This is a genomic window from Desulfovibrio sp. (assembly GCF_035644575.1).
GTDB lineage: Bacteria > Desulfobacterota > Desulfovibrionia > Desulfovibrionales > Desulfovibrionaceae > Desulfovibrio.
Genome location: NZ_DASQOG010000111.1, coordinates 1 through 13,115, shown reverse-complemented (window position 1 = coordinate 13,115; position 13,115 = coordinate 1). Strand labels below are relative to the sequence as shown.

Below are 13,115 nucleotides of genomic sequence, written 5' to 3'. Positions count from 1 at the left end.
TTTTTCATGGCAGCTACCTCGTGAACGCGGCATAATCCAGCTTTTACAGCAATTCGGACGCCCGCGCGTTTTACCCTTGGCGCGGCGCAGTACCGCACAAGGGCAAGCTATATAGCCCTCTTTTGCGGCTTTGGCAAGTGCGCCGGGCGGAGTTACGTATAAATTGACTTTCCGCCACGTCATCAGGGCCTGTTGCAGCCCCTTTGCCGCGCCCGGTGCGCAGCAATCGCGTGGCAGTCTTGTGGTTGACGCGGCAAGCAGCTATAAGACCCCCATGCCTAAATCACCCAGACAACGCGCCGACCAGCTTGTATTTGAGCAGGGCCTTGCGGAAAGCCGCGAGCAGGCCCGCCGCCTCATCATGGCGGGCAAGATCATCCTTGAACAGACGGTTCCCGGCGCGCCGCCGCAGGTTGTGCCCAAGCCGGGGCATCCTTTTGCCGCCGACACGGTTTTTGCCCTGCTGGAGCCGGAGCGCTACGTGAGCCGTGGCGCTTACAAGCTTTTGACCATCCTTGAGCACTTCAAGCTGGGCGTGACCGACTTTGTGTGCCTGGATGCGGGCGCGTCCACCGGCGGCTTCACCGACTGCCTGCTGCAACGGGGAGCCAAACGCGTCTATGCCGTGGATGTGGGCAAAAACCAGCTGCACGAACGCCTGCGCGCCGATGAGCGCGTGGTGAACCTTGAGGGCGTCAACCTGCGCCATGCGGAGCAGAGCCTTATCCCCGAGATGGTTGATCTGGTGGTCGCGGACGTTTCCTTTATTTCGCTCACCCTCGTGCTGCCCTCGTGCATGCCCTGGCTCAAACCCGGCGGCATGCTCGCCACGCTCATCAAACCCCAGTTTGAGCTTGGCCCCGGCGAAACCGTCAAGGGAGTGGTGCGCGATGAGGCCGCCCGCCAGCGCGCTGTAGACAAAATCCTGCTCTTCACCCAGGCCAATCTGGGTCTTGAATGTCAGGGAGTGCTGCCCGCCGCCATCAAGGGCCCCAAGGGCAATCAGGAATACATGGCCCTGTTTGTGCGTCAGGGTCAGGCTAAGGCATAAAGCCGCCTACTCCTCACTGTCAGATTTTTCTGCATCCGACGTACCCGCATCCCCGGCGCTATCCGGGGTGGGCGCGGCAGCCGCCTTTTTTTCCGCAGGCGTAAACAGCCGCCCGCGCTGCACGGCCTTGTTGCCAAAGCGGCTGCGCAGATCGTCCAGCGCGGCATCGAGCTTTTGCCTTCTGGCCTCAACCTTGGGATCCAGCCCCTGCGTTACCGGCTTGACCGCGCCCGGCAAGACCAGTTGCGCCACAGGCGCATCAAAACCTGAAACCCCAAGGCCGATAAGCCGCACAGGCTGCGGCAGGGGCAGCTCGCGCAGCAGGGCGCAACCCACCTCAAAAATGGTTTCCGTGGCGTTTATGCCCTCCGGCAGGGTGCGAGATCGGGTAACCTGCCGAAAATCCGTATACTTGATCTTGAGCGTCACCGTGCGGCCCCTGTAGCCGTGCCGCCGCAACGAAGCCCCCACGCGCTCTGCATGGGCCAGCAGCATGCGCTGCAAAAAATCCCGGTCGCGCGTGTCCTCGGTAAAGGTGCATTCCGCACTTTCGCTCTTGGCGGCGCGCTCGGTTTCTATACCGCGTGGGTCGCGCCCGTGCACGCGCTCATACAGCACCCCACCCCACTTGCCGTATTTGCGCAGCATGAAGTCCAGACTGTAGCGGCGCAACTGCCCCACGGTTCTCACTCCCAGACCTTGCAGACTCTCAACCATGCGCTTGCCCACGCCGGGAATCTTGCCCACGGGCAGGGTCGCCAGAAAGTCATCCACTTCTTCGGGCCGCAGTATGAACATGCCATCGGGCTTGTTGATGTCTGAACATATCTTGGCAAGAAATTTCACCGGTGCGGCCCCGGCGGAACAGGTAAGGCCGCCCGTGGCCTCGCGCACACGTTCCTTCATGCGCAGGAGCAGCTCTTCCAGCGAGCCGAACAGACGCTCAAGACCTGTGGCGTCCACATAGGCCTCATCCACGCTGGCCTGTTCCACAAGGGGCGAAAACTCGCCAAGGGCCGCCATGACAGCCCGCGAAAGCTCGGCATAGCGCGAGTGTCGGCCACGCACCACAATGGCCTGCGGACAGAGCCTGCGGGCCGTTGCCATGGGCATGGCGGAATGCACCCCAAAAACGCGCGCCTCGTAAGAACAGGTGGAAACCACGCCCCGCTGCTCGCCGCCCACAATGACGGGCTTGCCGCGCAGGGACGGATCGTCCATCTGCTCTACCGATGCAAAAAAGGCATCCATGTCTATGTGGATGATCATGACAACATTCCGGGCGCTGGTTCAACTTGAGCTAAGGAGCACTTTTACAAGCTATATTTTTACTTGGTCAACGGTACGTTTAAAAAGATGGATTTTGTCCTCTGGCAAGGAAATGGCCCGTTTCAGGACAGGGATAGTACATGCTGGTACAGCCCTGGACTGAAACGGGCCTTTGACGCAGTCCAGAGGGCAAAAGACGCTTTTTAAACAAAGACTAGTCAAGCTTCTCGCGCACACGTTCGAGCTCAGTCTGCACATACGCCTCCGGCGCGCCCGCCGAGCGCAACAGATATTCCGCCATGGCCAGCGCAACTTCGCGCTCGCCGCTGAACACTGCGTCCGCGCCTTTGTCGCGCAGGGAGCGGGCTTCGCTCACAAAGGCCGTATGCGCCAGAATACGTGCATGCGGATTCACCGCGCGCGCTATGGGCGTCACTTCGCCAGCGGGGATGCTTGGGGATGTGAGCAGCAGGGCCTCGGCCTTTTCCAGACCAGCCTCGCGCAGCACTTCGGCCTGCATGGCATCGCCGTGCACCACGGGCACACCTTCGCTGCGCAAAAGCCGCACCGTGTCGATATTCATCTCCACGACCACGGGCAGCATGCTGCTGTCCTGCAAGATGCGGCAGCAGCTGCGGCCAACGGGGCCGTAGCCCACCACAACCACCCGCGTGCGGTTGCCTTCGTCCGGCACGATCAGGCAGACCTCGGTTTCAACAACGTTGCCGCGCTTGCGCTTCTCCCACCACAGTCCCAGATCCTTGGCCTTGCGGTACAGCATGGGGTTGAACGTAATGGAGATGATGGCCGCAGGAATAAGCGCATTGTTGACCCTCTGGTCAAAAATCCCAAGGCTGATGCCAAGACCCGCAAGGATAAACGTGAATTCCCCCACCTGCGACAGGGAGGCGGCCACTGGCAGCCCCAGTTTGAGAGGCTTGCGGAACAGGCTTGTCATCAGCAGCGCCCCAAGGGGCTTCACAATCATTATGACAAAGAGAGTCGCCAGCATGAGGGGCCAGTCCTGCGCCAGCGAGGCCGGATCAAAGAGCATGCCCACGGAAACGAAGAACAGCACGGCAAAGGCATCACGCAGGGGCAGGGCTTCGGCGGCGGCACGGGCGCTGAACTCGGACTGCCCCACAACCATGCCCGCCAAAAATGCGCCAAGCGCCATGGACGCCCCAAAAAATTCCGCAGCGGCAACGGCGATGCCAAGAGCCAGGGCCAACACTGCGAGGGTGAACAGATCGCGGGTGCCCGTGCGGGCCACGTAGCCCAGAAACAGGGGGATAAGCTTTTGACCAACCACGAGCGTAAACACGGAGAGCGCCGCCAGCTTGAGCAGTGTCATGCCCAGTGCGCTCCAGAATTCACCGCCCGGGGAAAGAACCGAAGGCAGCAGTACAAGCAGCAGGATGGTAAAGATATCTTCCACCACCAGCCAGCCCAGGGCCACATGCCCGGTGGAATTGTGCAGGTCATGGTTGTCGGCAAGCACGCGGGTAAGCACCACGGTGCTGGCTACAGAAATAGCCATGCCGTAGACCGCGCCGGAAAGCAGATCAAAGCCGAAAAGATGCAGCAGCCCCATGCTTGCCAGCGTTGCCAGCGAGATCTGCGCCGCTGCGCCGCCAGTGGCAATGGCCCCCACGGCCAGCAGATCCTTGAGGTGAAAATGCAGGCCCACGCCAAACATCAGCAGGATAACGCCGATCTCGGCGCACTGGGCCGCCGTGGACGCATCGGCCACAAAGCCGGGGGAGTGCGGGCCTACAATGATGCCTGCGAGCAGATAGCCCACAAGCGGGGAAAGGCGCAGTTTCTGCGTGATAAAACCAAGAACCAGGGCGGCGGAAAGCCCCCCGGCAAGCGTAAGAATAAGATCTACGTCATGGGGCATGGATGGTGCTCCTTTGAGCCGCAAGCAGCTGAATGCCCGCTCTAGAGCTGTTTACGCATGAAATGAGTCCACTGCTCTGCAAGGATTTTTCAGGAAAATCCTTGCCACGAAATGCTCTAGTCGTCGGACTTCAGCCATTGCAACCACAGGTTGCGTCGACGGGGGCCATCGCCCTCGCACAGATAAACAGATTGCCAGGTGCCAAGGCGCAGTTCGCCCTTCTCCACAATCAGCAGGAGAGATGGCCCGTGCAGGGTGGTTTTTATGTGGGCATCGCTGTTGCCCTCAGCGTGACGGTAATCACCGTGCTCCGGGGCAAGCTGGCTGAAAAAGGCCAGCATGTCGCGCCGCACGTCAGGGTCTGCGCCTTCGTTGACCGTGAAGCCGCAGGTGGTGTGCGGGCAAAACAGGGCCAGAGCGCCGCTCTGCCAGCGGCCATCTGCGGCCTTGCGGCGCACCAGCGAACGCAGCTCCGCTGTGATGTCGACCATCTCGCAACGGCTGCGGGTGCTTATTTCAAGAGTTTCCACGGCTGCCTCAGCTTGTGAATTCCAGCAGGTTGGAGCGCGCTATGCGGTCCAGCTCTTCACGCTGGTTTTCCGGCGTTTCGGTAAAGAGAAAACCAAACAGCCCGTAGCGCGTGAAATCGCTTTTGCGCACATGCAGCACACGGGCAAAGCCCCGGCTCAAGGCCTCGTAATCAAAGGTGCGCACAGGCGGGCAGCTTTCCGGCTTGTTCAGCACAATGAGGGTGTAGAGCTTGCCTTCGCGCCCTGCCAGCGCCTTGTCCCAATCGGGCCGCCGCCCTTCCAGAAAGCACCCGTAAGTGTGGAAGCCCCAGGAAAACAGAGTGACGTCCGTGCAGCACCAGCCCGCAAAACGCAGAGCGTTGAATTCGATGGGCCGTATGCGCCCCTGGGCGTCACGCCGCAGCTCCACATGGGTGGGAAAATTCCGCAACCCCAGCAAGGAATTAACCTTATTGAACCATGCCTCGAACTCTGCAAGGTGGGAACGTACCACAGAAGCGCCCGTGTAGTACAGTCGGTCGCTCACGTCTGAAGCGGAAGCAAATTCGTGCCGCAGAATGTTGCAGATCACAGCCTGCCCCTGCGCGTCAAAGTACACGTCCACGGCGTATTCATCACCGTCGATGTATTCCTCTATGAGCCAGTCCTCGCTGTCCACCACGCTGTCGGGATACTGCTCGCGCCAGTGGGCTGATTCCTGCTCAATGGCGGCAATGGCGGCAAGCCAGTCCTCGCGGGTGCGCACAATGCGCACGCCCAGGCTGAAAAAACCCACAGAAGGCTTGACCACGCAGGGCAGGCGCAGTTCTTCAAAAGGCAGATGGCGCAGGGCATCAAGACTGAGTCTGCGATAGAAATAATCATCGTAGAGGGGGCGCAGCAACTCGCGGGTCCTGGCCTTGTTCTTGAGCTTTTCAATGCCGCTGACAAGTTCGGCATTATCCACATGGTCGCAAACCCAGGCCAGAGAATTTTCCGAGCAGGTATAAATGCGCGGGGGCGCGCAGTCCGGGCAGGACTTGCGGCACTGGGCCGCAAATTCCGCTTCCGCTATGAGGTTCAGGGGCGCTGCGCCAGAAAGCGCGCGGGCGCGGGACAAGTCCCGCGCCACAGCATTGTCGAGCACCGGTTCCCGCCGGGCTGCCGCATAGTCGAGCAGCTCTGGCGAGACGTATGGTTCATCAAAAATTATCATGCTCCTCCCAACACGCGGAAATACACCGCGGGTTCCTTGAGCAGGCCTGCGTCCATGGTGCGCTGGAGAGCGTCGCTCATGGCGCGGGCCGTGGTTTCGTGGGTCATGAAGACCAGCGGCACGCCGTTGCCTTCATCGCTCTTCTGGATGACCTGGGCCATGCTGATGCCCTCGGCGGCCATGCAGCCCGAAAGATCACGCAGCACGCCGGGGGTATCCTGCACCATGACGCGCACATAGTAGCACGAGCGCCATTCTTCCGGCGGCACGATGGAGGCCTTGGGCAGTTCCTTGCCCACAAAGCCGGTGTTGTTGGGGCGTTCATCGCGGGCAACAGCCAGCAGATCGCCCAGCACGGCTCCGGCGGTGGGCAGATCGCCCGCGCCGCGCCCGTGGAAAAACAGCGGGCCGGAGGCGTTGGCGTCCACCCGCACGGCGTTGTACACGCCGCCCACGCGGGCCAGCAAAAATTTGTGGTACACAAGGGCGGGGAACACCCCGGCCTCAAGCCGGATGTTGCCTTCACCTTCAGTGCCCTCCGCGCCCGGTACCTCGCGCACCTGACCAATGAGCTTGATGCGGTAGCCAAATTCGCGCGCAAGGCGGATATCCATGCCCGAAAGCCCGCGAATGCCGCGCACCGAAAGAGCCGTGTAGGGATAGTGCACCCCGTAGGCCAGACGGATGAGCAGGATAAGCTTGTGGGCGGCGTCATGGCCGTCAATGTCCAGCGTGGGGTCGGCCTCGGCATAGCCCAGCTGCTGGGCCTGCTTGAGCGCAACGTCAAAATCCATGCCGTTGCTGGTCATTTCAGACAAAATATAGTTGCTGGTGCCGTTGAGAATGCCCATGAGCGATTCAATGCGGTTGCCCGTGAGGCTTTCCTTCAGCGTCTCCACAATGGGGATGGCCCCAGCCACGCTGGCTTCGTAGCGCAGGATGCGCTTTTTGCGGTCAGCCTTCTGGAACAGGGCCAGACCTTCCTCGGCCAGCAGGGCCTTGTTGGCGGTGACGATGTGCTTGCCCTGATCAAGGGCGCGGTCGATGATGGTGCGGGCATTGTCGATGCCGCCGATCAGTTCCACCAGCACGTCGATTTCAGGATCATCGGTAAGGGCGCGGTAATCGGTGGTAAGCTCTGTTCCGGCGGGCAACTGGGCGCTGCGGGCCTTGGTGGCGTTGCGCACCAGCACCTTTTTGAGCACGATGTCTCGCCCGCAACGGCGACGGATGAGGTCGGCGTTTTCGTCAAGCAGGCGCACAAGGCCGCCGCCCACGGTGCCGAATCCGGCAAGGCCCACTACCAGGGGTTTATCGCTGTTCTTTGTCATGTCGCCTCCGAATCTGCTGCCTAACCCCGGTCTGTCCGCCGCGGGCCTGCGCGGTTGTTGGCCATATGCGGCCTTATGGTTGCTGCGGCGGGGCCGGAAAACCTCCCGACCCCGCCGATTTCAGTTGTTCTAGCTTTGCTTTTCCCGACAATCCAAGCGGATTGAACCCAAATCGCTCGAAAAAACGGTTTTTGAAAGCGCGTTTTTGCTCCCTGGCGAGAAAACGGCCCGTTTCAGGCCAGGGATAGTACATGCGGGTACAGACCTGGACTGAAACGGGCCGTTGACGATGTCCAGGGGGCAAAAGATGCTTTCAAAACCTGTTTTGCCATCCTGCGGATTTTTGCCTTCCGGCAAGGAAGGCGGGCTTTTTATGCAGGGAGCGTGCTCTGATGGTACTCGACCGGAATAAAAAGACCGCCTGACGCCGCCGGAAGCAAAAAGGCGCGGAGGGCGAAACAGGTTTAGTCGGAGACGCCCGACAACAACCGCCGCATACTGCTAATAGCCTGCCGCGTGCGGTGCTCGTTTTCAATCAGGGCAAAGCGCACGTATTCATCGCCGTAGGAGCCGAAGCCGAGACCCGGCGAAACGGCCACGTGGGCTTCCTGCAACAGCAGCTTGGAAAATTCCACGGAGCCCATCTTGCGGAAGGGTTCGGGAATGTGCGCCCACACAAACATGGTCGCCTTGGGCGAAGGCGTTTCCCAGCCGATGCGGTTCAGACCTTCGATAAGGCGGTCGCGCCGTTCCTGATACACGTCGCGGATCTGGTGCACGCAGTCTTCCGGGCCGTTGAGGGCCACGGTGGAGGCAATCTGGATGGGCTGGAACATGCCGTAATCCAGGTAGCTCTTGATGCGCGCCAGGGCATGGATGAGATCCTTGTTGCCCACGGCAAAACCCACGCGCCAGCCGGGCATGGAATAGCTCTTGGACAGGGAATAGAATTCCACGCCCACATCCTTGGCTCCCTTGGCCTGCAAAAAGCTGGGGGCCTTGTAGCCGTCAAAAACCAGATCGGCGTAAGCCAGATCATGCACGACCCAGATGTGGTTTTCTTTGGCGAAGTCCACAATCTTCTGGAAGAATTCCAGATCCGTCACTTCGGTGGTGGGGTTGTGCGGATAGCAGATGAAAAGCACCTTGGGCTTGGGCCAGGCCTGACGCATGGCGGCCTCAAGGTCTTCAAAAAAGTTGCGGCCAGGGCCGATGGGCACGCTGCGCACGTCCGCGCCTGCAATGATGGGCGCGTACTTGTGGATGGGATAGGTCGGGTCGGGCGCGAGCACCACATCGCCGGGCTCAAGAATAGCCAGCGAAAGGTGGGCAAGGCCTTCCTTGGAACCCAGGGTCACGATGGCTTCGCTGTCAGGGTCGAGCTGCACGCCGTAGTGGCGCGCATAGCGATCACAGATGGCTTTGCGCAGGTTCGGAATACCGCGCGAAAGCGAGTAGCGGTGGTTCACCGGCTTCTGTGCTGCCTCAACAAGCTTTTCGACGATGGGTGCGGGCGTTGCGATGTCCGGATTGCCCATGCTGAAGTCCACGATGTCGATATTCTGCCGACGCAGCCGCATTTTGAGGTCTCCCACCACCGCAAAAACATAGGGGGGGAGGCGGCGAATCCGCGAAAACTCTTCCATGTCTGATAGCTCCTAAGTTGATCGACATGCAGTCTGTCCCATGCGCTCGCAACAGGTCACGCCCGCACCATGCAGGCATGGACTCCACCCTGCCGCGCAGCCCCACAGGAAGCCAGTGCGTTTACCGGGCGCTTACACGTCGCCGGAAACGATTTTGTCAAGCCGCAGCATAGCCAGCCGCGCGCCTGTTTGTAAAGCATTGCGGGCCGCAGAACCCCTTGATGGGGCATGTTTTTTATCTGGTTTACGGCGAAATGCCGCCAACTGCGCTTTGCCTTCAGCGCATAGTTGTGTATCCTTGATAAATATCTTGAATCCTGCGGAGGCAAACCATGGAAGATCATATTCGCTTTGACAGGCAAAATCTTGCGCTGCACCTGCTTGACCAGCGCTTGCTGCCAGAGCAGGAAACCGAAGTGATCTGCCGCAATACAGACGACATTGTATCGGCGTTGCAAACCATGGTTGTGCGCGGGGCTCCGGCCATTGGCGTCACTGCGGCCTGGGGCTGCGCCCTTGCGCTGAACGAAACCAGCGGCCCCGGCTGGGCCACCCAGCTTGAAGAACTGCTCGACCGCATTGCCAATGCCAGACCCACCGCCGTAAACCTGCGCTGGGCCGTTGAACGCATGCGCAGATGCTGGTGGAAGGTCATGAACAGCGGACGCGGCGACCGAGATCCCCTGCTCGCGGCCTTTCTTGACGAGGCCGGCAGAATGCAGGCCGAAGATGTGGAAGCATGCAAGACTCTGGGCCGCTTTGGCGCGGATTGCCTGAAAGACGGCGACACCGTGCTCACCCACTGCAATGCCGGCGCTCTGGCCACTGCGGGCTATGGCACGGCTCTTGGGGTTATTCGCGGTGCTGTGGAGCAAGGCAAACGCATCAAGGTTATTGCCGATGAAACGCGGCCCTTCCTCCAGGGCGCGCGCCTCACGGCCTGGGAACTGCACAAGGACAATATCCCCGTTACTGTTGCCTGCGACAATGCCTGCGCGCTGCTCATGAGCAAGGGGCTTGTGCAGTCTGTGGTGGTGGGGGCCGACCGCATTGCCGCCAATGGCGACGCCGCCAACAAGATCGGCACCTATGGCGTTGCCCTGCTGGCAAAGCACTTCAATATTCCCTTCTACGTGGCTGCCCCGCTCTCCACCATTGACCCCACAACATCCGACGGCAGCGGCATTCCCATTGAACAGCGCCCGGAACGCGAGGTCACCCACGTGGGCGATACGCGCCTGACGCCCGCAGATGTGCCCGTGTACAATTTTGCCTTTGACGTAACCCCCGCAGAGCTTATCACCGGCATCATCACCGAAAAAGGCGTGTTGCAGCCGCCCTACGGGCTTGCCATCTGGGCAGCCCTCAACGAGGCCAGTGCCGCGCCCGAAGCAGAAGACGCCGAAATTAAGGAGCGTTAGGGGTTCAGCATGAAAGAGCTTGTTCTTGTCATAGGCCCGGCGCTGCCGGATGCGGCACGCGCGCTGTGCACGGCCCCGGGATACAGCCCCAGCGGCAAGGCCGAAACAGAGTCGGGTCAGGCCCTGCCCGAACGGCTTGTTGCGCACTGGGACGGGTGGGAAGCGCCCAGTGGTGAAATTTCGCTGTCTGCGCGCCTGCGCGATGAACTGACAACCATCCGCGCCGAGCATATGGCCTGGGCGCACGATTTGGGGCGCATGCGCGTTGGCGGGCGTGAGATGCAGCAGCATCTGCGCTGCGGCGAAAAGCTCTCCATGTGGTGGTGTTCGCTGCTGTACGAGCGCCATCCCAAGATGACGCCCGGCCTCTACACAGTTTACAAGCTGCGCGCTCTTGAGCGCCTCATGGACGAGGGCGGATTTGCCTCCCTGCGTGTTTTTGGCGGGGATGAGGACCTGCGCGCCGCGCTTGCGCGCATGTGCAAATCTGGCCACAGGCTGTTTGCGGAATGCAGCGAAGTGCTGGTTCCGCTTGAGCCAGCCCGCAGTCTGCTACGCAAGGTTTATGACGCAACGCCTCCCCCATTGCGGGCGCTGGCCCGCTACGCCCACTGGTGGTGGACTATACGCCGTCACCTGCCGCCAGTTACAGCCAAAAACCCGTTGCCGCCCGCTCAGGGGCAGGCTGCCACCATTGCCACCTACTTTCCCAATGTGGACATGAAGGCTGCGGAAAATGGCCGCTATCGTTCCCGCTACTGGGAGAGCCTGCACAATGCGCTGAACGCCACCGCCAAAGTGGAGGCGCAAGAACAGGGGAAGGCCGGGGAACATTCCCAGGCCGCTGGGCACTTTGTGCGCTGGCTTTTCATCCGCTTTCCTGCGCCCCAGCTCAGTCTGGCCCAGTGCATTGCCCTGCGCGACCGCTTTCGCCGTGAAGGCAAAGACGGCGCGAGCTTCCATTATCTTGAAGAATTTCTGACCACAGGCGACCTCATAGCCGCCCTGTTCCGCTACGCGCGCCTGTGCCTTGCCAGCTTGCGGCTGGAAAAAGAAGCCCGCGCTGCCTTTCGTTTTACAGGCTCGCAGCTTGATTTCTGGACATACCTCGGCCCCTACTGGGCGGAATCGTTCCGGGGCTGGCGCTGCCTTGAACGCTGCCTGCAACACCGGGCATTCAAGCGGTATGCCGCCATGGCCGGCCCGCAGCGCTGGACGCTCTTTCCGCTGGAGAACTGCCCGTGGGAACGCATGCTCACGCAGACCATGCATGAAGCGAACAACGGCCCCGTCATCGGTGCGCAGCATTCCACCATCCGGCCCACAGACTTTCGCTATTTTGACGACCCGCGCACCTTTACGGGCGAACTGGCCGCTTTCCAGCCCGACATGGTGCGGGGCAACGGGCAATCCGCGTGCTCGCAGTGGCGCGAGGCAGGCGTGCCCGCCGAGCGGCTGGGCGAAGTGGAAGCTCTGCGCTATCTCTACTTGGCGGCCAATGACGCGCAAATTGTCAGCGATGCCAAAAGCCATAATTCCACGCCCGCTCCCCGGCGTCTGCTGGCAGTAACCAGTTTTTTTGCAGATGAAACCGAGGCCCATCTGGCCCTGCTTGCCCGTTCGCTGCATGCAGGACTGCTTGACGGCTGGGAAATCCGCGTAAAGCCGCACCCCTACCTGCCGGTTCAGGAGAGACTGAACGCCCTTCTGGGCCGCCGTGCACAGGACGTGCGGGTGGTGGACGGCCCCATCGCCGACCAGCTTGTCCCCGGCGTGGTGGTCTGGGCCTCCAATTCCACCACAGTGGCGCTTGAAGCCGCCATCAAAGGGCTGCCCGTGGTGGCCATGCTGCCCACAGACGACTTTGACCTCTGCCCCCTGCAAGATGTAGCCAGCCTGCCGCGCACCGGCAGCGTGGACGATGTGGCCAGCGCGCTGCAAACCGCAGCGCCTCTACACCTTCCACCTGAATATCTTGACCTGAACGTCGATCTTCCCAGATGGGAAAAACTGCTGCACCTGAGAGGAAAACCATGAGTACGCACGACAGAGTGGCCGCCCTGGTGCGCCACTACTATTGGGACAGAGATCTCAACTGCGCCCGCACAACCCTGCGTTGTCTGGAAAATGTTCTCAATGAACCGCTGCACCCGCAGATGTACACTGCCACCGTGGGTTGCCACGGCGCAGGCGGCACTGGCGGGCAGTGCGGCCTTGTGGAGGGCGGCTTGCTGCTCATCGGCCTGCGCGGAGCGGAACTGGGCAAGGAAGAATCAGAACTCGTCGATCTGTGCGCGCAGTTTGCCGCCCAGTTTACGGAACGCTTCGGCAGCCTCTCCTGCAAGGATTTGCGGCCCGGCGGCATCCACCCCAATGACCCCCCCCATCTGTGCGAATCCGTTTCGGTTGACGCCATATGTTTTTTGCATGACTTTCTTGACGAAATGACACATTCCGCCGAGCCGAACCGCAGAAAACCTGGATTTGAAGCTGATACGGCAGAATAGGGTTCCAATTTCACCCTTTGACAACAATGCCCGGAGCGAATAGGTTCCGCGCAGATGGCCCCGTTGCGGCCATGCACTTTTTATGCGTCTGCCCTCTGGCAGGCGCTCACCCTCAGCCCTATGGAAGGAGCATCCTACATGTCGTCCGACAGTTGCCACAGTTCCCCTTCGGAACCTGACAGTTTACGTCGCACCACTCTTTCCACGCCATTCCGTTCCCGTAGCTGAAAATCTTCCTGCGGGTAACGCGTTGCGCGTGCTC

10 protein-coding genes are annotated in these 13,115 nt (G+C 60.9%); 4 read left to right on the top strand and 6 right to left on the bottom strand.

Features of this window, described 5'->3' with window-relative positions:
* Positions 1 to 274: 274 nt before the first annotated feature.
* A complete protein-coding gene (locus tag VEZ52_RS06375; RefSeq protein WP_324836082.1) occupies positions 275 to 1,051 on the top strand; it encodes a TlyA family RNA methyltransferase in 777 nt (258 codons plus the stop codon).
* Positions 1,052 to 1,057: 6 nt separating this feature from the next.
* On the opposite strand, the gene VEZ52_RS06370 is transcribed toward VEZ52_RS06375, so the two are convergent.
* The 6 genes from VEZ52_RS06370 to VEZ52_RS06345 all read right to left on the bottom strand — a co-directional run bounded on the left by VEZ52_RS06370 (position 1,058) and on the right by VEZ52_RS06345 (position 8,925).
* A complete protein-coding gene (locus VEZ52_RS06370) occupies positions 1,058 to 2,320 on the bottom strand; it encodes a DNA polymerase IV (RefSeq protein WP_324836081.1) in 1,263 nt (420 codons plus the stop codon).
* Between the two features lie 214 nt (positions 2,321 to 2,534).
* A complete protein-coding gene (locus VEZ52_RS06365; protein ID WP_324836080.1) occupies positions 2,535 to 4,223 on the bottom strand; it encodes a cation:proton antiporter in 1,689 nt (562 codons plus the stop codon).
* Positions 4,224 to 4,339: 116 nt separating this feature from the next.
* Positions 4,340 to 4,753 (bottom strand): secondary thiamine-phosphate synthase enzyme YjbQ, encoded by a 414-nt coding sequence (locus tag VEZ52_RS06360; protein WP_324836079.1) that lies wholly within the window; start codon positions 4,751 to 4,753, stop codon positions 4,340 to 4,342.
* 7 nt (positions 4,754 to 4,760) lie between these two features.
* Entirely contained in the window at positions 4,761 to 5,948 is a 1,188-nt protein-coding gene (locus VEZ52_RS06355; RefSeq protein WP_324836078.1) for an ATP-grasp domain-containing protein, read from the bottom strand.
* On the bottom strand, positions 5,945 to 7,279 hold the full coding sequence (locus tag VEZ52_RS06350) for a homoserine dehydrogenase (protein WP_324836077.1): 1,335 nt from the start codon (positions 7,277 to 7,279) through the stop codon (positions 5,945 to 5,947). Before VEZ52_RS06350 ends, VEZ52_RS06355 begins: the two co-directional genes overlap by 4 nt.
* Positions 7,280 to 7,743: 464 nt before the next feature.
* Positions 7,744 to 8,925, bottom strand: coding sequence for an aminotransferase class I/II-fold pyridoxal phosphate-dependent enzyme (locus VEZ52_RS06345; RefSeq protein ID WP_291443544.1), 1,182 nt, complete (start codon positions 8,923 to 8,925; stop codon positions 7,744 to 7,746).
* 332 nt (positions 8,926 to 9,257) lie between these two features.
* Between VEZ52_RS06345 and mtnA the strand changes: the two genes are divergently transcribed.
* From mtnA to VEZ52_RS06330, 3 genes are read left to right on the top strand one after another with little or no spacing between them, the layout of a single operon-like run.
* On the top strand, positions 9,258 to 10,346 hold the full coding sequence (gene mtnA / locus VEZ52_RS06340; protein ID WP_324836076.1) for an S-methyl-5-thioribose-1-phosphate isomerase: 1,089 nt from the start codon (positions 9,258 to 9,260) through the stop codon (positions 10,344 to 10,346).
* Between the two features lie 9 nt (positions 10,347 to 10,355).
* Positions 10,356 to 12,383 (top strand): TIGR04326 family surface carbohydrate biosynthesis protein, encoded by a 2,028-nt coding sequence (locus VEZ52_RS06335; protein ID WP_324836075.1) that lies wholly within the window; start codon positions 10,356 to 10,358, stop codon positions 12,381 to 12,383.
* Positions 12,380 to 12,853, top strand: a complete 474-nt coding sequence (locus VEZ52_RS06330) for a C-GCAxxG-C-C family protein (protein ID WP_324836074.1) — start codon at positions 12,380 to 12,382, stop codon at positions 12,851 to 12,853. Before VEZ52_RS06335 ends, VEZ52_RS06330 begins: the two co-directional genes overlap by 4 nt.
* The last annotated feature ends 262 nt before the right edge of the window (positions 12,854 to 13,115 follow it).

Excerpts from the sequence above, each read along its gene's own strand:
- VEZ52_RS06375 (WP_324836082.1), top strand. The coding sequence starts at position 275 with ATGCCTAAATCACCCAGACAACGCGCCGACCAGCTTGTATTTGAGCAG.
- VEZ52_RS06370 (WP_324836081.1), bottom strand. The coding sequence starts at position 2,320 with ATGATCATCCACATAGACATGGATGCCTTTTTTGCATCGGTAGAGCAG.
- VEZ52_RS06365 (WP_324836080.1), bottom strand. The coding sequence starts at position 4,223 with ATGCCCCATGACGTAGATCTTATTCTTACGCTTGCCGGGGGGCTTTCC.
- VEZ52_RS06355 (WP_324836078.1), bottom strand. The coding sequence starts at position 5,948 with ATGATAATTTTTGATGAACCATACGTCTCGCCAGAGCTGCTCGACTAT.
- VEZ52_RS06350 (WP_324836077.1), bottom strand. The coding sequence starts at position 7,279 with ATGACAAAGAACAGCGATAAACCCCTGGTAGTGGGCCTTGCCGGATTC.
- VEZ52_RS06345 (WP_291443544.1), bottom strand. The coding sequence starts at position 8,925 with ATGGAAGAGTTTTCGCGGATTCGCCGCCTCCCCCCCTATGTTTTTGCG.
- mtnA (WP_324836076.1), top strand. The coding sequence starts at position 9,258 with ATGGAAGATCATATTCGCTTTGACAGGCAAAATCTTGCGCTGCACCTG.
- VEZ52_RS06335 (WP_324836075.1), top strand. The coding sequence starts at position 10,356 with ATGAAAGAGCTTGTTCTTGTCATAGGCCCGGCGCTGCCGGATGCGGCA.
- VEZ52_RS06330 (WP_324836074.1), top strand. The coding sequence starts at position 12,380 with ATGAGTACGCACGACAGAGTGGCCGCCCTGGTGCGCCACTACTATTGG.